This is a genomic window from Collinsella sp. HCP28S3_G2, from assembly GCF_052065125.1.
GTDB lineage: Bacteria > Actinomycetota > Coriobacteriia > Coriobacteriales > Coriobacteriaceae > Collinsella.
This window is the reverse complement of the sequence record NZ_JBQHUO010000002.1, coordinates 80,738-102,121: the sequence shown is the minus strand read 5'-3', so window position 1 is coordinate 102,121 and position 21,384 is coordinate 80,738. Positions and strand designations below refer to the sequence as shown.

Sequence of the window (21,384 nt, the reverse complement as noted above, 5' to 3'; positions counted from 1 at the left end):
TTACGCGGTTTGGCAAAACCGCGTAACCTTTGCCCCATCCCCAGTTTAGTTCTGCGAGAAAAAAGGAAACTGACGGGGATCCACCGGCGGATGTGGCATCGGCGTGCCCTGGGGCCCGCCCTGCGGTCCGCCCTGGCCGCCCATCATCCTTTCGATGGCGTCCTGGACCTCGCCCTCGAACTTTTTCATTCCCTCGTGCAAACGACGCTGACCGTCCTCAGAGCGCAGCTCCTCCATCTGCTCGGGCGAAATACCCAACAGCTCACCCAACAGACCCATCATCTCACCGCGCATGCGATCGCCCGTATCGCTATCGGCAAAGCGGCGCACTTCGGCGCGCGCCAGTGAATCAACCGTCATGCGCTCCTTGCCGTTGAGCCCCAAATCGGACCACGCAAGCATGTACGGCCAAGCGCGCTCGGCAAACGAACGGGCCGAAACGATCGGCGCCGTCGGCAACATGCGACGGGCAGCCTCACCCTGTCGAACGAGCATCAGCAGCAGCGAGCAGGCCTCAGGCTTGCCAGCGGCCATCGGGATGTCGTCGAAAGATCGATTGCGATCCACGTGCGCCTCGAGCGCGCCATCGACCTCACCCGGCTCAAGCCCGCCGAGCAGCTGTGCCGCGCGGTCGAGCATATCGACCGGACCGTCGAGCGTCGAGAGCGCCTGCGCCAGCACTCGCTCCATACAATCTTCCACCGCGTTGAGCGTCACGAGCTCTTGGGGCACCACGGCAGACGTGCGGTTGCGCACGCGCGCCACAAACTCAAGCGTCGACAGGTACACATCGCCAAAGGGCGCAAAGTCGCCCTGGTAGCCACCGGACAGTGCGGGCGCCGCCAGCGCGTACTCGGTCTTGGAGAGCGGGCTCAACGCCATGGCGCCCAGCTCGAGCGCCGTATCCTCGAGCATCAGCCCCAGCGCACGCGAGCGCAGACGCTCGGCATCGCCCGCCGACACGTCGCGATCGAGCACACGCGCCGCATCCGGTGCGTCGCGCTCGACGGTGCGAATGTGCAGGCGCTCGGCAATCGCGCGGACGGCGGCACAGCGGGCAGCCTCGGCCTCTTCCTGAGCCGGCGTAAAGATACGGTTGCGCCCCAGCACAAGGCCAATCACATTACGCGGGCCCAGAGCGTCAACGGCAAGTGCCGCCAGCAGGGACGACGGCAAGTCACCCTCGAGTGCCACCACAGCACGCGACGCGCCGCGAGCGCGGGCATTGTCGCGCACGGCGAGCACCAGCGCCTGCCACAGCCACGCCTCGGAACGAAACTCGGGCAGTTCGTGATCTTCCAGGGCATCGAGCATCACGCCGCGCTGAATCTCCTGAACCAGCAGGCTCTCCTCAAAACACGGCGCCTGGGCCACCACGCGACCGCAGTCGTCGAGCACAAACGAACCGCCGGTATACACCGACTCGTCGTACGCACCGACCGGCGCCATGCAGGCAAACCACACGCTGCGCTTAGATGCGATCTTGCGGTAGGCACCGCTGCGAACGGCGGCGATGGCGGCAGTCTCGCGGTCGGTCATGTCAAACGCGCTGAATTGGAAATACGCAATGAGGTCAACACCGGTCGGCAACATCTCGAGTTCGCGGTCCAAGTCAAAAATCACGGCGATGCGCACGCCGTCCACGTCGAACACCGGCGGCGCCCAACGCGTATCGTTGTTCTCGCCACGCTGCAGGGCAATGCTCGATCGAGCCGGCACCACATGACCGTCCTTGAGCATCATGTAGTCAAGCAGCGGCTGGCCCTCAAACGAAACCGCCGCGGGCACGATGCAGATCATATCGAGCTCTTGGATACGCTCGGCAACACCGGTCAGGCCTGTCAGCATGTCGTGCTCAAAGTCGGCAGTACCCATCAGGCCGCCGGGCAGAGCACCCATAAAGAGCGGAGCCGGGACGCACAGCACGCGCGCCCCGCGCTCGTGGGCCAGACGAGCCTGGTCCTCGATGCGACCGCAAATGCCCTCAATATCACCCAGGCGCATATCGATCTGTGCAAGTGCGAGCTTCATGGCCCAGCCCTTTCCGTCGTAAACCATCGAAACCGTAGTAAAAGCGCCGGCCGCATAATGCAGCCGGCGCTTGCATGTGCATATGCTAGCTATGATACCCCGAGCGGGGGCGCGCTCCTAGAACGTCGCGGACCACAGCCCATGCAGGTTGCAGTAGGCATAGACGGTACCGGTCTTGGAGCCGCCAGCGAAAAACGTCGCGGGCTTCATGCCGGGCTCAAGGTAATGGACCTCCAGGCGGCCCTCGGCCTCAAGCGCGATCCACTCGATGTAGTGCTCGGGCAGCATGGGGTGCTCCGTCGAGCCCACGCGCGCACGAATGACGTGGCCGTCGCGCTCGGTCTCGACAACAGGCACGTGCTTCTCGTGCGCCGCATCCTCGGTGTTTGCCGTCAGCTCCGTGCAGCCGGCAGGGGTCGCAACGTCGTCGCCAAGAGCGGCAACGAGCTTGCCGTCGGAGTCTTTAAAGAATTTCGCCATGATGTTCTCCTTTGCTGATGTGCCAATGTTCTCGTTAGTTCTTATGCCCAAAGAGCGCCGAACCATCCATGGCATTTCAAATGAACACATAACGGGTGGGATAAACGGTCGGGCTAAGACGAACCGGCGACCTGGCCCAGCCCGGCAGCCCCATCCCGCGCGCAGCTAGCGACCGTCGCCACCGAGCAGCGCCAGAACGTCCTCGCGCGTGAACAGCGCCGACGAAATGCCATCACCGCCGAGCACACTGTTGACCAGGTCGCGCTTGGACTCCTGCATCTGCATGATACGTTCCTCGATCGTGTCCTTGGCGATGAGCTTGTACACGGTCACGGTGTGCTGCTGGCCAATGCGGTGGGCGCGGTCGGTCGCCTGGTCTTGCGCCGCCACGTTCCACCACGGGTCGTAGTGGATGACCACGTCGGCAGCCGTCAAATTAAGGCCCACGCCGCCCGCCTTGAGCGAAATCAAGAACACCGGCACCTCGCCCGCTTGGAACTGCGTAACCATCTTGGCGCGGCTCTCTTTAGACGATGCGCCCGTAAGCTTAAGGAAGGTGATATCCTCCTTGGCCAGGCGCTTGCCGATGATATCGAGCATGCCCGTAAACTGGCTGAACAGCAAGATGCGATGACCGCCGTCGAGCGCGCCGTGGACGAGCTCCATACACGTATCGAGCTTGGCGCTTCCCGCCTTGTAGTCCGCGTAATGCAGATGAGGATCACAGCAGATCTGGCGCAGCTTGGTGAGCTCGGCAAGTACCTTGAGCTTATCTTTTTTGAACTCCCCGGCCTCGCGGTGCTGCACTTGCTGGGCAATGCGGTCCTGGTTGGCCAGGTAGAGCTTGCGCTGCTCGCCGGTGAGCTGCGCCATCACCGTATCCTCGATCTTCTCGGGCAGGTCGGCCACCACGTCTTCCTTGACGCGGCGCAGCACAAACGGCGACACGAGCGCCTGCAGGCGAGCGGCGCTGTCACCCTCGGCGTGCTCGACCGGGCTTTCGAAGCGCTTGGCAAACGACTCGCGCGTGCCGAGCAGGCCCGGCATCAAAAAGTCGAAGATGCTCCAGAGCTCGGACAGGCGGTTTTCGATGGGCGTGCCCGTCAAGGCAAAGCGCACACCGGCCGGCAGACGCTTGGCGGCACGTGCCACCTGCGTGAGTGGGTTTTTAATGTACTGGGCTTCATCCAGCACCACGCGGGCAAAGTCCTGCTCGACGTACTCGTCGATATCGCGGCGCATGAGGTCATACGACGTTACGACCACGTTGTGCTCGGCCACGCCGGCAATTTGCACGCGACGCTGGGCCTTGGTGCCCAAAATGGCGCACACATCAATCGACGGGGCAAAGCGCTCCAGCTCGGCAGTCCAGTTGTACACGAGCGACGCAGGGCACACCACAAGCGTGGGCTTAGCGTCCCCCGCCTCCACGCGCGCCAGGATATGCGCGATCATCTGGAGCGTTTTGCCCAGGCCCATGTCGTCGGCCAAGATGCCGCCAAGGCCCAGATGCTCGAGCGAACCGAGCCACTGGTAGCCGTCGACCTGGTAGCCACGCAGCGTGGCCTTGAGCGAGGCCGGCACCGTAAAGTCCATCTTGCCGAGCGTGTCCAGGCGCTCGACGGTGCGACGGAATGCAGCGTCGCGATCGGCTTCGAGCGCGGACGTGCGCGCAAGCATGCTGTCGACGAACAGGGTACTCGACGCGGGAAGCGACACGCCGTCGAGCAGGTCGACAGCATCGACCCCCAGATCCTCGGCAAGGCCAAACGCGGCGCGCGCTCCCTCGTCCAGGCGAATGATGTCGCCCGACGTGAGACGAGCAAACGTCTGGTGACGCTTGTAGGAATCGAGGTAGATGGCAAGGTCTGCCGCCGAAAGGCCGCTCGCGCCCAGTTCGACGTCGAGCAGGTTGCTCTTGACGGTGGCGCGCACCGAAAGCTTGGGCGCAGGGCGGACCGAGATCTGGCGCAGGCGGTCGCTGAGCATGACCTCGCCCAGCTCGGACAGGGCAGACAGGCCCTCAGTCAGCAAGTGGAACAGGCTCTCGTCATCGCGTTCCTCAAACGCCAGGCCACCCTCGTAAAAGTCGAAATACAGAGCCGCCGTATCCATAACGCGAAACTCTGCCACCTCGTCGCGCGGCGGCACGCCCGGGCGCTGCTCTTCGAAGGGACTGCCCGGAGCGCCCATGCTAAAGAGATCTGCCGACCAGTCGCCGTAGGTAACCGTAATTTTGCAGGTCACGAGGCCATCGTCGACGCCGATCGCCATGGCAAAGCTTGGCTCGGGCGCCACGGTATCGAGCACAGCGGGCGCGGTAAGGTCGGTGTAGTCGCGCAAGATAGGCAGCGCCATGCGGCAAAACTCACCCACCTGGTCGGCGGCGATATGGACCGGTGTGCGGCAGGGCAACAAGTGCGATAGGAACGGCGCGGCATGTTGGGCAAACGCCGTGTCGGTACGGCGCGCGCGGCGCGTATCGACCAGATAGGCGACGTCGCCCGAGGCAAAGCAGTACGTATCGGCCGGAAGGCGCAAGTCGTAGCTGCCCCCGGCTGCCGGCACAATCTTGGCAGCAATCAGCGGCGGGCGCTTAGCCGGGACTTCGTTCTCCCCTTCCGGCAACGACTCGACCGTCACCTCGTAGGCGCGGTGCGTCGTCGTCCCCCGCGACCAAGCAGGTTCAAAGGACATGGTCCTGCCACGCAGCAGGTCCAGCACGGACACGATGGAATACTCGGATACCGGCAACTGACGCTCGGCGACAAAACCGCTGCGGGCAAAGTCGTACGATGCCGAGCGCGAGCTCGTAATATCGCCTAGGTAGGCGACCGTCATTGCAACAAAGTCGAGCAGCTTTGCCGACACGTCATCGAAAGCCTCGGGCACATGGGCAAACGTAAGCTTCTTGCCATAGGAGAACGTACCGCCGCGCACATAGGCATCGGCCATGCCGTCGATATCCTTAACCACGTAGGACACCGAGCCACAGCGGATGCGAAACTCAAGCGCCCAGCTAAAGCGATCGGCAAACAGCGGATTGTAGTACGGCACCAGCGAGGGCTCCAGCACTGCTTTGGGCGCATCGGGGTCAATGGTGCCGGCGAGCTTGCGGCGCATGGCCACGAGTTTATCCATGCGCGCGTCCGAAAGATCGGAAAGCGCTGCCACAAGGCTCGGGCTCGTGGGCACGGGCGCCGGGAAGGGAAAGTTGGGGTTGACCGCAGATGCGCTGGGCGCGGAGCGTGTGGGCTGCTTGGACTGTGCGGGCGACACCGTAAACGTGCGGACCGGCGTGCGCAAACCCTCGACGGGCTCGGCGCCGCTGGCATCCAGATACGCCAACGCCGTGGCGATGGCGTGCTTGCACATGCCGGAATAGCGGAAGGCGGCGGGGCAATCGCAGTCGTAATCGACAACCTCGTGCTCGTCCATATCGAGCGCCACGTGCGTCTTATACAGGTCGCCGCGCGAACCACGCACCGTACCCTCGATATTCACGTTTTTGGAGAAACGCGAGCCGGAGTCCTCAAACGACAGCACGGCGCCGTTGAGCATGAGCGAACGCCCCTTCATAAAGGTACTGCTGAGCGCCGCCTCCTTACGAAGCGCCTGCACAAACGTCCCCTGCGCCATCGCTTCCTCCAATCTCACCCGGGGTAGCTAATTTGGGACGGGGCTATTTTAGCTACCCCCATATGTCGGTTGAGATGTGTTCCGACCCCGACTCATTCGCCGTCAGCCAAAGGGTAGCTAAAAAAGCCCCGTCCCAAATTAGCTACCCCGCCAACGGCGTCCTTAGATCACCGTCACTCTGCCTTGGTTACCCACGATGGCCTTGGCCTCGGCCAACAGCGGAATCGAGCGTGCGTTGACCTTAGCAGGTACCTCGGCACGCAGCACGCGCCCGTCCGCCTGCTCGATAAAGATCTCTACGCGGTCGCCGCCCGGGTTGGCGGTGAGCACCGTGGCAAGACGCGCCATGTTGCCCTGGCTAAAGCGGCTGTTGGGCACCATGACCTCAAACACCTTGGGCTTGTTGTTCTCCTCGTTGAGCTCAAGCGGCACAATCTCCTGCGCGATGATCTGGTCGCCGCGGTCCGAGCGCTCGAGCTTGCCCTTAATGCGCACAAACGCATCGGACAGCTGCGCGCCGGTCTCGGGATCGACCTCGCCGTACAGATACCCCTCGGCCTCCTTGAAGGTCTTGGGGAACACCACGACCGTGGCCTCGCCTTCCATGTCCTCGAGCTGCACGATGCCCATGGGGTCGCCGTTTTTGGTCACGCGCTTGGACACGCTCGAGACCATACCGGCCCACCACAGCGCCTTGCCCTCGGGAATTTCCTGGTTGATGGTGCCGCCCGTGGGGTTTTGCACCTCGTAGCCGGTGTCGATCTGCGAGAACGAGAAGTCGCGCGCTTTGCTGAGCGCATACTCAAACGGGCGCAGCGGGTGGTCCGAGACATAGATGCCCAGAACCTCCTTCTCCTGGCTCAGCTTAAGGTGGCGGTCCCACTCCTGGCCATCCGGATCGGGTACGCTCACCTCAAAGCCCGAGCCCTCAACGTCGCCAAACATGTCGAAGAACGACGTCTGGCCGCTCGCGCGATCCTTCTGGCGCTTTGCCGCGGCATCGATGATGTTCTCGGGGTTGTTCTTGTCCACAAAGTGCATCATCTGACGACGCGGATACCCCGTGGAGTCGAAGGCACCTGCCTTGATGAGCGATTCGATCACGCGACGGTTGGCCTGGCTCGAGTCCACGCGCTCGACAAAATCATGCAGCGTCTTAAACGGACCGCCCGCCTCGCGCTCGGCGATAATCGCCTGCGCCACGCCGGTGCCCACGCCGCGGATGCCGGCCAGACCAAAGCGCACACCTTCCTTGGTAGCCGTGAACTCGGTACCGGACTCGTTGACATCTGGCGAAAGCACGGGGATGCCGTCGTGACGGCATGCCGAGACGTAGTGCACGATCTTGTCGGTCTTGCCCGTATAGGACGTCAGGACGGCCGCCATGTACTCGTGCGGATAGTGCGCCTTGAGCCACGCCGTCTGCATAACCAAGATGGCGTAGCCGGCGGAGTGCGACTTGTTAAAGGCGTAGGACGCGAACTCGAGAACATCGTCCCAAATCTTCTGGGCGACCTCGCGCGTGTAGTTGTTCTTGATAGCGCCGTTCATCCAGTGGTCGTAGGTGGTCTCGTCCGAGCCATCCTCCCAGTGGAGCACCGTCGACGTGAGCAGCTTGATCTTCTTCTTAGCCACGGGCTTACGGATACGCGAGTCCGATTCGCCCTTGGAGAAGCCGCACATCTCGACGGAGATGAGCATAACCTGCTCCTGGTAGACCATGGTGCCGTAGGTTTCGCCCAAGATGTCGTCCAGACGGTCGTCGTAGGAGACGGCCGGCTCCTTGCCGTTCATACGGTTGATGTAGGACGAAACCATGCCGGCGCCCAGCGGGCCCGGGCGGTACAGGGCGATCAATGCCACGACGTGCTTGTACTCGGTGGGCTTCATGTTCTTGATCGTGGCCGTCATGCCGGCGGACTCGACCTGGAAGACGCCGGCGGTGTGGCCGGAGCCCATGAGCTTAAAGATCTCGGGATCGTCAAAGGGAATCTCTTCCTCTTTGATGTCGATGCCGAAGTTCTTTTTGATGTTTGCCTTGGCCTTGGAGATAACCGTCAGCGTACGCAGGCCCAAGAAGTCCATCTTGAGCAGGCCCATGTCGGCAACGGTATGGCCCTCGTACTGGGTAATCTCGACGCCGCCCTTGGTGTCGAGCTTGGTGGGCACGTGCTCGTTGACGGGGTCGCGGCAGATCAGAACGGCGCACGCATGCACGCCCTCGCCACGGGTGAGGCCCTCGATCGAGAGCGCCGTGTCGATGATGCGGCGGGCGTCGTCGTCCTTTTTATAGGCCTCGGCAAAGTCGGGGTTAAACAGATCCTCTTTGCCGGGTTGTTTTTCGAGCACCTGCTTGAGCTTGACCTTGGGGTCGCTCGAGACCATCTTGGACAGGCGCTGGCCCATGTAGACCGGGTAGTCCAGGACGCGCGCGGCATCGTTGATGGCCTGCTTGGCCTTAATGGTCGAGTAGGTGATGACGTGGGTGACCTTCTCGGGACCGTAGAGCTGGCGAACGTGCTCCACGACCTCGAGACGCCGCTCATCGTCGAAGTCCATATCGATATCGGGCATCTCGGTACGCTGCGGGGACAGGAACCTCTCGAACATCAGACCGTTCTCGAGCGGGTCGAACGCGGTGATGTTCATGGCGTAGGCGACGATAGCGCCGGCGGCCGAGCCACGGCCGGGGCCGACGCCGATGCCGTTGTCCTTGGCCCATTGCACGTACTCGGCGACGATCAAAAAGTAGGCGGCAAAGCCCTTGTCGCAAATGACCTTGTATTCGTACTCAAAGCGCTCTTTGATGTTGACGCCACCGATCTCGCGCGTGGCCCAGTCGTCACCGTAGTGCTGGCGCAGGCCCTTCTCGCACTCGCGGCGGAACTGGCTCTCGTGCGTCTCGCCGGGATCGAGCAGCGGAAAGCGCGGCAGGATGATGGAGTCCCAGTCCAGCTCAACGTAGCACTTGTCGGCGATCTCGAGCGTGTTGTCGCAGGCCTCGGGGCAATACGGGAACATCGCCCGCATCTCCTCCTCGGTCTTCATGTAAAACTCCGAGCCGGTCATGCGCATGCGGTTGGGATCGTCGACCTTGGCGTTCATGCCGATGCACATGATGACGTCCTGCACGGGCGCGTCCTCGCGGCGCAGGTAGTGGAAGTCGTTGGTGGCGATGACCTTGACGCCCACCTGTTTGGCGATATCAATGAGCGTGCGGTCCATCTGCTCGTCGGTCAGGCCGTTATCGGTGGTAATGCCGTGTTCCTGGATCTCGATGTAGAAGTCACCAGGCTCGAAGGTATCACGGAAGGTCTCGGCCCACTTGATGGCGCCTTCCATGTCACCGCGGTCGATGTATTTGGGGATGATGCCCGCGATGCAGGCGCTGGTGCAGATCATGCCCTTGGCGTGGCGGCGCAGGTTGTCGAGCGTCACGCGCGGCTTGTAGTAAAAGCCCTGCACGGCGGCCTCGGAGACCGTTTGCATCAGGTTGACGTAGCCCTCCTGGTCCTTGGCCAGAAGGATCATATGGTAGAGCTCGGGCTTGTGGTCGCGGGCGAGCGTCTCGTCCGGCGTAAAGTAGACCTCGCAGCCAAAGATGGGCTTGATGACCAAAGGCGGCTTGAGCTCGTCGATATTGCCCTTCTCGTCCCACATGGCCATGTCCTTCACATACTGGGCATGCTCGCGCGGGTTTGCCTCGGGATCGGGCTCCACCAGCTCGTCGCGGCGGTCCTTTTCCAAGAAGGCCTTGTCGTGGCTCCACGTTTTGTACTCGGGCGTATTGTGGTTGACGGCGTCGCAGGCCAGCGCCAGATCGGGCACGCCATACATGTAGCCGTGGTCGGTAATGGCCACGGCGGGCATGCCCAGCTCTACGGCACGGTTGACCATATCCTGGATACGGGTTGCGCCGTCGAGCATGGAGAAAACAGTGTGGTTGTGCAGATGGACGAATGCCATGTGATGAGCTCCGATGCGGGTTCGTGTTCTGACTGAACGATTTTACCCCACGGCACGGACAGCGCCCGAACCTAGCCAAACCCACACGGGTAGCTAATTTGGGACGGGGCTTTTTTAGCTACCCTTTGACTGACGGCGAACGAGTCGGGGTCGGAATACATCTCAACCGATGTATGGGGGTAGCTAAAAGAGCCCCGTCCCAAATTAGCTACCCCTGAGCTGCAGTGGAATCGAAAAGGATTCCACCGCACGTTATCTGAGGGTTAGAGGTTGTAGGTGACCACCTGGGGCTCGGCGAGCTCGACTAAGACAGCTGGGGCCGTCTGCTCCACGCGGACGAACTTGACGGTCACCGTCTTAAAGCCCGCCTTATGCAGAACATCCGAATAGACGCGCGCCTGCAGGGCGTGCTTCTCGAGCAGCTGGTCGGGTGTCTCATCCGGCGTGCCACCCGTCTTGTAATCGATGACCAGCGCGCGTGACGGATCGGCCGGGTCGGTCGCCAGCGCATCGATGGCGCCCTCGGCATATGCACCGTAGCGGGCAATGTCCTTGTCCTCGCAGCCCAGCGAGAAGAACGGCACTTCGGCACGGACGCACGGCCAGGCAAGAAGCTCGGCACGGACCGACGACCTGAGCCAGCGATTCAGGGCAACGTCAAAACGCTCGCGCTGCTCCGGCGTCAGGCACCACAGGCGCGTCAGCGCATCGGCACGCTCAGCGGGCAGCGCATCGGCACCCATCTCGATGAGCCACTGGCAGGCGGCATGGAACGCCGAGCCCAGCGCCATGGGGTTGCCGGCGGGCTCGACAGCAGCCACGCCTGCATCGGCCATCTCCGAGCCATCCGACTCGGCATCGTCGCCTGCCTCGTCCATGGGAACACGCGCCTCGGCGGCACGGTCTTCCGTCTCGGCATGGAGCGCCGCGGCGATCGACGAATAGCTGTACGAATCACGCACCGGGAACGGACACGTGCCCATGCGCACGCCCGCCGCCTGGGGATATACGAGTTCAAACGAATCGGGCTTGGGGTCGGCAGGACCGGGCACGGTTGAGTGCACAGCATTATCGGCGACATCGGTATCGCCACGAACGAGCCTGCCCTCGGCATCCAGCGAAGCGTTGGCCTCAAACGCTTGCTCGCCAAAGGTAAAGTCCGAAAGCGAAATGAGCTCGTAGTCGCCCGGCTGGGAGTTGTCGAATACCAGGCGGTCGGCATCGAGCTGCGGCATGTCCAGAGCGTCGGTCGGCAGAATGCGGCGCAGCACGTCGTAGGTCAGATCGGTCTCGACATCGAAGGTCGGCGCCGTCACCTTGCCACGGCTCACGCCCGCATCCATCGCCAAGATCACCAGCTCGCGCGCACGGGTCATGGCAACATAGAGCAAACGGGCCCGCTCCTCGAGCGAAAGCTGCAGGTCGTCGTTGCGCAGGCGGGCAAATGCCTCGGCGGGAGAACCCGTCGCACAGACGTCCTCCATGAGCTCCGGCGGTAGCCACAGCGACGTGCCCTTGCCCTTAAACGCATGCTCAAACTGCTTTTTGACGTCATCGCCCTTTACGAACGTGCCGTCCGCGAGTTTAACGCCGTCGAAGCGTGCCGGCAGCGCCACGACCCGCGCTCCGCCCTCGACGCGACCCATCTGTGCCGCACCCGAGGACTTACGCACGCCAAAGCACTCGGCGACCGCCACGACCGGATATTCCAAACCCTTGGAGGCATGAACCGTCATGATGCGCACCGCGCCGTCGCCCTCCTCGTTGAGGGCGCCCGGGGCCTCCTTGCCCGCCAGGAAGCGATCGAAGGCAAGCGCAATGGAGCGCGGCGAGTTACCGAACTCGGCCTCCGCCTCGGCCACGGCATCGAGCGCCTTGAGCACGTTGGCGGCGATGGCCTTGCCCTCGGGGCCGCGCTGTGCCAGGCGCACGAACCAGCCGGAGGCATTGACCGCGTCGCGCGCGATGGCGGCAAACGAATCACGCCCCACGCGACGCAGTGCGTAGCGCAGCACCTCGCGGGCACGCGTCACGAGCGGCAAGCCCTGCAAGCCCGGCACATCGGAATCGCTCATGATGCCCGCATCGATGTTGCGGCGCGACGTCTCGCCCGTCTGATCGTCGAGTTTGGTCGCCAGCGCCAGGAACTCCTGGGCGCCGAGTGCAAACATCGGCGAGGCCAGCAGTGGCATAAGACCCTGCGCCGTATCGGCCGGATTGGCGAGGGCACAAACCAGGGCGCGCACCGTCTGCACCTCGGCAGCTTGGGCAAAGACCGAGCCGCCCGCGATGACGCAGTCGAGCCCCTGGTCACGGAAGGCCTGTGCGTAGACGTCTGCGTTGGTCATGCGGCCCAGCAGCAGCACCATGCCGCCCTGGGGCTGGCCGGCATCGGCAAGCGCGCGGAATCGCTCCGCGATCGCGCGGGCCTTGGCCTGTGTGCGCTCCTGCGTACTGCCGCCGGCAACAAAGAGGGCCTGGCGGCGCGAGGCATCCGCCACCAGCGTGTCCTTGCGGCCGTCGCTCGCCTCAAGATCCAAAAAGCCCCGCATCAGGCCGCCGTCATCGCCGTCGAAGACGCGGGCCACATAGCGCAGCACCTCGTCGTGGCTGCGGAAGTTGCGCACGAGCTTGACGAGCTCGCCGGCGGGGGCGTCGGACGTGGCAACCGTCTCCGACGCCGCCGTCGATTCCACTTTGCGCTCCTGGCGACGGAACACCTCGACCTCGGCGCCGCGGAAGCGATAGATCGACTGCTGCGCATCGCCCACGGTGCACAGCGCGCGCTCCCCCGCACCCGTCAGGTAGCGTATCAGGTCGACCTGCATCTGGTCGGTATCCTGGAACTCATCGATCATGACCATCTTAAAGCGGCCCTCGTACGCAGCACGAATGGCAGGGTAATCGCGCAGGGCCTCGTAGGCCATGCGCAGCAGGTCGTTATTATCGAGGGCGGACTGGGCAGCCTTCAGTGCGCGATACTCGGCCTCTACAGAGCGGGCCAAGCCCACCAGTGCATCGAGCGCGGGGGCACCGCAGGCAAGCACGATATTGATAAATGCATCGGCGGCCTCGGCCTTGAGCAGCTCGACCTGCTCCTTGGGGAAGGCCTTGCTCGCGCGCGGCATGGTGCACGACATCATGAGTCGCGCCGCATCGGCCATGGTCTTGCCGCTCGCCTCGAACGCGTCGATGGCGTCGAGCGCCGTCTGCGCCTTCTCGGTCGCGGCCTTGCTTGCGCCCAGCGCCGATCGATAGGCATCGGCGAGCGCCGAGGTATCGGCCTGGCCGCGCGCCACGCGCACGTCGTCCATGCCGCCCGGCAGCTGGCTCGAGAGCTCCAGCAGGTCGCGTACCAGGCCCTTGATGGTCGTGCCGGCGCCAAAGGGGCCGCCCTCGCCCGCCATGGGATACCAGGCGTAGAGGGCCTTGAGCGATGCCGCGAGCTCGGGGGCGGCATCGGGTGCCGTCGCGCGGGCCAGCACATGCTCAACAGCCTGGTCCATGAGCTCGTCGGTATCGGTGAGCACCGTGAACTCGGGGTCGATGCCCAACTCCAGCGCGTGTGCGCGCAGGATACGCGAGCACATGCCGTGAATGGTCGAGATCCACGCGTCGTCGACGGTCAGCGCTTCCTCGTCCATGCCCTCGTCGATAAGCGCACGGCGCACGCGATCGCGAATCTCGGCCGCGGCATCCTTGGTAAAGGTAATGGCGAGCACCTGGTCCAGATGCTCGACGAACGGACCGGATTCGGGCGAGAGCGCGTAGACGATGCGGCGCGTGAGGGTAAAGGTCTTGCCCGAACCGGCGCCCGCCGAGACAAACAGCGGACGGTCGAGCGTCTTGACGATCTGCAGCTGTTGCGGCATCAAGGTCGAAAGATCCATGGTCTACACGTCCCTCCTTACAAACGTTCCTTCGTGGTTATACGAGCAGCGGGCATGCGCGGCCTGTGTCGACGCCGGGTCGACAGCAGTGACGTTGCCCGCCTCGAGTTCGCGCAAGCGCTCGGCGATGCCGGCCTCCACGCGATCGAGCAGGGCGTCGAAGTCCATGCTGCCACCCTCGCCGGGAAAACCTTTCTTAAGGCCCGGGATGCGACCGTCGCCACGCTCTTCCTCGAGCAGCTCGGCGCTCGCGGCACCGCGCAACGCGGGCTTGCCGCCCTTGGTCGAAAAATAGAGTGCCGCACGGGTATCCAAATCCAGCGCCCGGCGCATGGCCTGGGCGTAGATGAGCGTTTGGGTATGTGGCGGCAACCAGCGCGGATCGTCGATGGGCGCCGTGCCCGATTCCTCGTCGCGCACCGTAGGGTCGGCGAGCTTAAACTCCTCAACGCCCGTGCGATGCTTGTAGTCAATCACCACAGCGCGATTCTCGGCATCCACATCCACACGGTCGATGCGCCCGCCGAGCGGCCAGCCGGCATACTCGACCTGGAGCTCGTTGAACGCAAACTCCAGGTAGCGCGGAGCGAAGGGGGCAAGCGCCTCGGACTCGTAGGCAAGCACGCCCTCCAGCTGCGGCAAGATCTCGGCCACCTGACGCTCCTCCACCGGCGAGAGCGGCACCAGCGGGCCCTCGTTGCCACGTTTGCCGGCGTGCTCGGCCAAGGTCTCGGCAAAGACCTCGTGCAGCAGCTCCTGCGCACGCGGCAGGTTTTCGGGCGTCACACGCTCCATGCCCTCTTGGGGCAAACGGGCATGCAGATGTTCCAGCACGTCGTGGACAAAGTTGCCCTTCTCCATGTTGCCAAAACCCGCGTCGATAGACTGGGGCTTAACGCGATACGAGACGAACCAGCACAGCGGGCAGGTGGAATAGGCCTCGATCTGCGAGGCAGACGTCAGACGCGGTACAAGCGGCGCGTCCTCGCCCTCACCGTCCCGATGGCGCAAGACCAGATATGGCACGGCCGCCTCGCTCAAATGCTGAGGAGCCTCGCATGCCACGCGCTCGCGCTTGAGGCCCTTGCCGGCTGCAGGGTCAAAATCACCTACGATATCGCCCTCGCCCACGCATGTCACCTGAGCGGCACCGGTGGCCTCGGCATGCGCCCGCAACTCGGTCCACACGGCAGCCGGATAGCACTCGCGCGCCTGGCGATCGTGCGTCACGCGCGCAAGCGCAACCGGGCCACGTGCCGCCCGCATCGCGTGGCCAAAGCGCACGCGCAACAAGGCCGCAGGCTCAAGCGTCACGCCCTCGCGACCAAGGCTCGCAGCCAACGTGGCCAGCGGTCCTTCCTCGTGTGAGAGCGGATAGCTGTCCAGATCGACATCGGCAAACAGCACGGCATCGTAGCTGCCGGGGCGCAGAGCCGCCGCATCGGCAAGCGAGGCAAAGCGAACCTGGGCACGTGGCGCACCGTCAACCTCGTAGGTCTCGTAATCGTAGGCGGTGCTACGCTTGTCCACCTTGGTGCGAATGCCATCGAGCACGGGCACGGTCGCGGCCTGTGACACGTCGAGCGCGCGGGCGCCATTCATAAGGATGTCGATGGCGTGGCGCAGCAGGGCCGTCTCCGCTTGGCGACGAGCTTGGCCATCCAGGCTGCCCAGCGAGCGATCGGGCAACGCCTCGGCAACGGCAAGCATGGCCTTGAGCGCCGTCACGGGCTTGTCGCGCCACAGTGCCTGGAACACGTCCGAGACCACACACGGTACGTTCTTAAACCAGTTTTCGTCGCTCGCCGCCTTGCGTGCGCCCCTCACCTGGCCTTGCACGCTCTGCAGCAGGCTCTTAACGCCCGCGGTAGTCTTGCTACGCGAGAGACGCATATTCCGATCGAAGATACGGGCATTGGCGGCATCAGCGCCCGAAAGCGGACTGTAGATCCAGTCGGCAAGCTCAGGCGCGGGCCACCACTCGGTCTTTGACGCCACACCCTCATCGGCCGCCTTCATGCGCTCGATCAAGCTGGCAAGCGCCGCAAACTGCCTGCCCGCAATGGATTGGGAAAACGCCGTGAATTCAGTTGTCTCGGCAGCGATATGACGAGCCGCCAGACGAGAGGCAAGCTCACCGAACAGCTGGGGTGCCCGGGCAGAAACAACGAGCACGCGTACGGGGTCGGCGGAGAGGCCGGCGGTATCGTCGGCCCCGAAACCCTGGCGCGCTTTTACCAGACCATCAATTGCGTCCGCATAAGCATGAGCACGGGCGTGGGGGCCGGAGACCTCAATAAAGGCAGGCTGAGCGGTAGCTCCACAAGCGGCATCAGACGCGACGGCGTCCTCCCCCAGCGGCGCGACCTCAAACAGCACACCGCTGGCATCAAATGCCGCGGCAAGTTCCTCGCGCATCGCCGCCTGCTCGCGAGCAAGCAGCACGACGACCTCTCCCCCACTGTTCGCCACAGCAGACAGCAGCTCGAGCAGACCGTGCGTAAACGACGTGACGCCGCGTACACAGACGGCACGGGCGCACGCCGGCAGATTATCGGCCAGGGCGCTGGCCATAATGTCAGCCGCCTCGCAGGGCTCGACCATATCTCGACGGTCCAAACCGCCCGCGTAGGCACGCAAAAGCTCGAACACACGAGCCTCGGCATCGCTTTTTGGCTCAGGCCGGCAATTGTTGCCACGGCATCGCTCGGCAGCTGTCCCCGCCACACCTGGCAGCACATCGCGGGCCATGCGCGCAAGCATGCGCACCGTGCCCTGGCTGCGCGAAAGCGGCTGCAGGTCGACATCATCGAGACGCGTGACCATGTCCGAAAACAGCATCTGGCGCTGCAGGTTGTCGACGAAACCGCGCCCGTCGCCCAAAAGCTCCCAAAGCAAGCGAAGCCACGACGCGGGCGTCTTGTAATCGATGCCCAGCGAAACGCCGGCTTCCGCCGCATCATGACGGCACAGGTCGAGCTCGGCAAACGTTGGCGCCAGCAGCACGGCACGCCCGTGGCGGGCAATAAGGTCGGCAAGCAGCGCCGACTCGGCATCGCTCAAATCCGTGCCGGCATTAGTGGTATAGATTCGAACAGGCATGGTCCTCCACTCAAACTGTTCGCAATAATCAATGCATCCATCCTACCCGCCCAAGCGGACACATTGCCACCGCAGCTTCATCTTTTGGCGCTTTGGAGACAAGTCGCTTTGCACCGCATTGGTGCCAAGGGGTCAGACTCGTCCGTTGGTGCAAAGGGGACAGGCTCGCTTGCACCAATTATTCGGCATATAAAAACCGCCCCCGGAGGAGCGGTTTTTCACAATTCGTTTTGCCGCGGCCTATTCGCCATCCTCCAGCTTAATGAGGATCTTGCGGTAGCCACCGTACTCGCCGTTGAGCGCCTTGGATACACGGCTCACCGTGGTGGACGAAGCGCCGGTACGGACCTGAACCTCGACATAGGGCTCGCCCTCGTCCAGGTAGCGCGCGACCTGCAGACGCTGCGATAGATCGCAAATCTCGCGCGGTGTGCAGATATCGGTCAAAAACGCTTGGATATCTTTCTCGTCGTCCAAAAGACTAAATGCGTGGACTAGCTGCTTGACATCAGGCTTGTCAAACATGTTCTCGATATTCATCGATCACCGCCAAACCCGCCAAAAGGCATCGAAGTTGATACTGGCACCGGGCATCGTTCGCCCATTCTATGCAATAGGGCAACGCATGTGGCTTTTGCCCGTAGCAGTTTAGCACACCACCAAACTAAAGTGACAAGACTCTCTGTCAGCGGCGCGTTTTTTAGGACGAACGCCGTTTTGAAACCGAATGCGCACGCAAGCTCCACGAATATCTGAGACAATGGGCGCCCAACGCAGAGGCGCACGCCAAGGCAACCATCGGATTCGCCGCGGCAAACGAGCTTACGCGCCACCAACACGTCACGCGCACCGGAAAGGAACCCACCATGCGCTTCTTGCTCAACTGGCTTTTGACCTCAATCGCTATCGCGATCGCCACGTTCCTCGTCCCCGGCATTCAGCCCTTCGGCATGGCCGACGCCTGGGTCTGCTTTGCCTTTGTGGGACTGTTCCTCAACGTCGTCGACTCGCTCGTCAAGCCGCTCCTGACGGTCATCTCGCTGCCGCTCACCATTATCACGCTGGGTATTTTTCAGCTTGTAGTCAACAGCTTTATGCTCGAGCTTGCCAGCTACCTATCGGTAAATCTACTGGGCGCGGGCATCTCCATTGCCAGCTTTGGGTCGGCCTTTATGGGTAGTATTTTGGTGTCCATCACTCGAAGCATCTTCGACAGCATCGCCAGGAACTAAAGCAACCGGATACGGACCGCCACAGCACGCCAAAACGAAGGCCGTCCATCGCAACGATGGACGGCCTTCGCCTTTGTCAAGCCTCAGAGGACAAGAAAATCTACCATTTCTACCCCGTCCCCAAATGGCTGGTGGGGCTAGATGACGTAGTCGTAGCCCCCGTTGGGGGCGACGAGCGCATCGAGCGTCACACCGTCGAGGTAGTCGTTGATGAGCTTGTCCAGGTTCTTCCACACGTCGAGCGTGGGGCACTCGTCAGATCGCGAGCAGCCCTTGCAGTCGCCATCCAGGCAGGCGACCGGCGCCAGGCTGCCCTCGGTCAGGCGCAAGATCTCTCCCACCGTGTACTGCTCGGGCGGGCGCGTGAGCACGTAGCCGCCGCCCTTGCCGCGCATGCCCGAAAGCATGTTGGCGCGCACGAGCGTAGCCAAGATGTTCTCGAGATATTTCTCGGAAATCCCCTGTCGCGCCGCGATCTCTTTGAGCGGGATGCGACCGGCCGCCTGGTGCTCGGCCAGGTCGACCATAACGCGCAGGGCGTACCTGCCCTTAGTAGAAACCAACATATATAGTGCTGCCTTTCGGTCTTTTAATCCGTTGAAATTCTAGCCGAAAAATTGGCTTTGAAAATACCCATTCCAGTCAAGGTGGTTAATCAGCTCGTAATAATCTCCTATTTCCTATTGCATTACTAGGCTTTAGTGTCTACTATGCTTGCCAACAGCTAAACAAACAACCTATAAGGTTTATGGGTTTAGCTACTAGGCCACCGTAAAACCACACGGTATCCAGTCGTTTGAACACTTGGAGGTTCACCATGAGCAAGGTTTATACGTCCATCGATCAGCTTATCGGCCACACCCCGCTTTTGGAGCTCACTCACTTTGAGGCCGATGAGGACCTCAAGGCCCGCGTGCTCGTCAAATTGGAATACTTCAACCCCGCCGGGTCCGTCAAAGACCGCGTCGCCAAGAACATGATTGACGAGGCCGAGAAGGCCGGCAAGCTCGTGCGCGGCGGCGACTATACCATCATCGAGCCCACGAGCGGCAACACCGGCGTCGGCATCGCCTCGGTGGCGGCGGCTCGCGGCTACAAGGTGATCATCACCATGCCCGAAACCATGTCCGTCGAGCGCCGCAAGCTTATGCAGGCATACGGCGCACAGCTCGTGCTCACCGACGGCTCCAAGGGCATGAAGGGCGCCATCGCCAGGGCCGAGGAGCTGCAGAAGGAGACCCCCAACAGCATCATCGCCGGCCAGTTTGTGAACCCCGCCAACCCCGCCATCCATAAGGCCACGACCGGCCCAGAGATCTGGGACGACACCGACGGCAAGGTCGACATCTTCGTCGCCGGCGTTGGCACCGGCGGCACCGTGACCGGTGTGGGCGAGTTCCTCAAGGAGCAGAACCCCGAGATTCAGGTTGTCGCCGTCGAGCCCGCCACCTCCCCGGTACTCTCCAAGGGCCAGGCCGGTCCGCACAAGATCCAGGGCATCGGTGCCGGCTTTGTGCCCGACGTCCTCGACACCCAGGTCTATGACGAGATCATCCCCGTCGAGAACGACGACGCCTTTGCCACCGGCCGCGCCGTGGGCCACAAGGAGGGCGTGCTCGTGGGCATTTCGTCCGGTGCCGCCGTGTGGGCCGCGCTGCAGCTAGCCAAGCGCCCCGAGAACGAGGGCAAGACCATCGTGGCACTGCTCGCCGATACCGGTGAGCGCTACCTGTCCACGGCACTGTTCCAGGACTAGAGCCTTTTTTCCCATAGGTTGAGCTCAAGGACGAACCTGCCTCCTCTCTCCCGGCGGTCTGAGCCCATCCCGTCAGGGTGTCCCACGAGACGTCCGAACTTGCTACAATGTCTGCGGCGCGGAACCAGCCTCCCGCGCCGCTTTTCTTTTTTGGCCACATGCCACCAAGGAGAACCTCCCCATGCACAACAAGCGCGTGCTCGTCGCCATGAGCGGCGGCGTCGATTCCAGCGTGACTGCCTATCTGCTCAAGTGCCAAGGCTACGAATGCGTCGGAGCCACTATGCGCCTCACCTGCCCTGCGCCCGATCCCGTCACGGGCATGAGCAAGGTCGACCGTGACATCGCCGATGCAAAGGCCGTCGCCGATCGCCTGGGGATACCTCACCATGTGCTCGACCTGCAGCAGGCCTTCGACCGCAACGTTATCGAGCGCTTCGTGACTGCCTATCAGGAGGGGCTGACGCCCAACCCGTGCATCATCTGCAACCGACATATTAAGTTTGGCGCGCTGCTCGACGCGGCACTCGATATGGGCTGTGACTACATTGCCACGGGTCACTACGCCAAAACGAGCCAAGCGCCCGATGGCACCTGGCAACTGCACCGCGGCGAAGACTCCAAGAAGGACCAGAGTTACTTTTTGTATTCGCTCACGCAAGAGCGCCTGGCACGCACAATCTTTCCGCTGGCAGGGTTGGACAAAGAGCGCGACGTGCGCCGCATTGCCGCCGAGCAGGGCTTCATCAACGCCAAGAAGGCCGAGAGCGAGGATATCTGTTTTATCGCGGACGGCGACTACGCGGGCTATATCGAGCGCCGCTGTGGGCATGCCGCCGAGCCAGGCGATATTGTATGGCGCGACGGCAGCGTGGTCGGACGCCACAACGGCGCACTGCGCTATACCGTCGGCCAGCGCAAGGGCCTGGGCGTCGCGATGGCGCGCCCCGTGTATGTAACGGGCGTCGATGCCGCCAACAACATTGTGCATCTGGGCGAGGCTGAGGACCTGACGGCGACAGCACTCACGGCCAACGACTGGATCTGGAGTGCCCCTGCCGACCGCATGGAGGCAGAGCTCACGTCCGGCGACATTCGCGTGGGCACCAAGTACCGCTACCGTCAAAAGGACCAGGCAGCGACCCTTACACGTGGCGCCGACGGACAGATGCTTCTGACCTTTGACGAGCCGCAGCGAGCCATCGCCCCCGGCCAGGCCGTCGTTATCTATCGCGGCGACGTCGTCCTGGGCGGCGGCACCGTAACCGCCGCCATCAAGTAGCCGCAG

Annotated in this window: 11 protein-coding genes; 3 read left to right on the top strand and 8 right to left on the bottom strand. The window is 62.9% G+C overall.

What is annotated here, in order from left to right; translation table 11 throughout:
* Positions 1 to 45: 45 nt before the first annotated feature.
* The 7 genes from ACTNB2_RS02185 to ACTNB2_RS02155 all read right to left on the bottom strand — a co-directional run bounded on the left by ACTNB2_RS02185 (position 46) and on the right by ACTNB2_RS02155 (position 17,648).
* On the bottom strand, positions 46 to 2,058 hold the full coding sequence (locus ACTNB2_RS02185; protein WP_441045694.1) for a hypothetical protein: 2,013 nt from the start codon (positions 2,056 to 2,058) through the stop codon (positions 46 to 48).
* Positions 2,059 to 2,148: 90 nt separating this feature from the next.
* A complete protein-coding gene (locus tag ACTNB2_RS02180) occupies positions 2,149 to 2,511 on the bottom strand; it encodes a desulfoferrodoxin family protein (RefSeq protein ID WP_427747728.1) in 363 nt (120 codons plus the stop codon).
* Positions 2,512 to 2,676: 165 nt separating this feature from the next.
* Positions 2,677 to 6,150: a DEAD/DEAH box helicase gene (locus ACTNB2_RS02175; protein ID WP_441044659.1), complete on the bottom strand. Its 3,474-nt coding sequence runs from the start codon at positions 6,148 to 6,150 to the stop codon at positions 2,677 to 2,679.
* Positions 6,151 to 6,312: 162 nt separating this feature from the next.
* Complete coding sequence (gene dnaE / locus ACTNB2_RS02170) at positions 6,313 to 10,116, bottom strand: DNA polymerase III subunit alpha (protein WP_427727452.1); 3,804 nt, start codon at positions 10,114 to 10,116, stop codon at positions 6,313 to 6,315.
* A gap of 263 nt (positions 10,117 to 10,379) precedes the next feature.
* On the bottom strand, positions 10,380 to 14,006 hold the full coding sequence (locus ACTNB2_RS02165; protein WP_441044656.1) for a UvrD-helicase domain-containing protein: 3,627 nt from the start codon (positions 14,004 to 14,006) through the stop codon (positions 10,380 to 10,382).
* Positions 14,007 to 14,009: 3 nt separating this feature from the next.
* The gene (locus ACTNB2_RS02160) at positions 14,010 to 17,108 is read right to left on the bottom strand and encodes a PD-(D/E)XK nuclease family protein (RefSeq protein WP_441044654.1); all 3,099 of its coding nucleotides are present in this window, start codon (positions 17,106 to 17,108) and stop codon (positions 14,010 to 14,012) included.
* 240 nt (positions 17,109 to 17,348) lie between these two features.
* Entirely contained in the window at positions 17,349 to 17,648 is a 300-nt protein-coding gene (locus ACTNB2_RS02155) for a YerC/YecD family TrpR-related protein (RefSeq protein WP_154515917.1), read from the bottom strand.
* A 326-nt stretch (positions 17,649 to 17,974) separates the two neighbouring features.
* On the opposite strand from ACTNB2_RS02155, the gene ACTNB2_RS02150 reads away from it, so the two are divergent.
* Positions 17,975 to 18,340 (top strand): phage holin family protein, encoded by a 366-nt coding sequence (locus tag ACTNB2_RS02150; protein ID WP_427717799.1) that lies wholly within the window; start codon positions 17,975 to 17,977, stop codon positions 18,338 to 18,340.
* A 137-nt stretch (positions 18,341 to 18,477) separates the two neighbouring features.
* Here the strand turns inward: ACTNB2_RS02150 and ACTNB2_RS02145 are convergent, their stop codons facing one another.
* Positions 18,478 to 18,906 carry an RrF2 family transcriptional regulator gene (locus ACTNB2_RS02145; protein ID WP_154515923.1) on the bottom strand — a complete coding sequence of 143 codons (429 nt, stop codon included), beginning with the start codon at positions 18,904 to 18,906 and terminating at the stop codon, positions 18,478 to 18,480.
* 251 nt (positions 18,907 to 19,157) lie between these two features.
* Between ACTNB2_RS02145 and cysK the strand changes: the two genes are divergently transcribed.
* Entirely contained in the window at positions 19,158 to 20,096 is a 939-nt protein-coding gene (gene cysK / locus ACTNB2_RS02140) for a cysteine synthase A (protein ID WP_154515926.1), read from the top strand.
* Between the two features lie 58 nt (positions 20,097 to 20,154).
* Positions 20,155 to 21,378 carry a tRNA 2-thiouridine(34) synthase MnmA gene (gene mnmA, locus ACTNB2_RS02135; protein ID WP_441032308.1) on the top strand — a complete coding sequence of 408 codons (1,224 nt, stop codon included), beginning with the start codon at positions 20,155 to 20,157 and terminating at the stop codon, positions 21,376 to 21,378.
* Positions 21,379 to 21,384: the final 6 nt, after the last annotated feature.

Excerpts from the sequence above, each read along its gene's own strand:
- ACTNB2_RS02145 (WP_154515923.1), bottom strand. The coding sequence starts at position 18,906 with ATGTTGGTTTCTACTAAGGGCAGGTACGCCCTGCGCGTTATGGTCGAC.
- ACTNB2_RS02160 (WP_441044654.1), bottom strand. The coding sequence starts at position 17,108 with ATGCCTGTTCGAATCTATACCACTAATGCCGGCACGGATTTGAGCGAT.
- ACTNB2_RS02150 (WP_427717799.1), top strand. The coding sequence starts at position 17,975 with ATGCGCTTCTTGCTCAACTGGCTTTTGACCTCAATCGCTATCGCGATC.
- ACTNB2_RS02185 (WP_441045694.1), bottom strand. The coding sequence starts at position 2,058 with ATGGTTTACGACGGAAAGGGCTGGGCCATGAAGCTCGCACTTGCACAG.
- ACTNB2_RS02175 (WP_441044659.1), bottom strand. The coding sequence starts at position 6,150 with ATGGCGCAGGGGACGTTTGTGCAGGCGCTTCGTAAGGAGGCGGCGCTC.
- dnaE (WP_427727452.1), bottom strand. The coding sequence starts at position 10,116 with ATGGCATTCGTCCATCTGCACAACCACACTGTTTTCTCCATGCTCGAC.
- ACTNB2_RS02165 (WP_441044656.1), bottom strand. The coding sequence starts at position 14,006 with ATGGATCTTTCGACCTTGATGCCGCAACAGCTGCAGATCGTCAAGACG.
- cysK (WP_154515926.1), top strand. The coding sequence starts at position 19,158 with ATGAGCAAGGTTTATACGTCCATCGATCAGCTTATCGGCCACACCCCG.
- ACTNB2_RS02155 (WP_154515917.1), bottom strand. The coding sequence starts at position 17,648 with ATGAATATCGAGAACATGTTTGACAAGCCTGATGTCAAGCAGCTAGTC.
- ACTNB2_RS02180 (WP_427747728.1), bottom strand. The coding sequence starts at position 2,511 with ATGGCGAAATTCTTTAAAGACTCCGACGGCAAGCTCGTTGCCGCTCTT.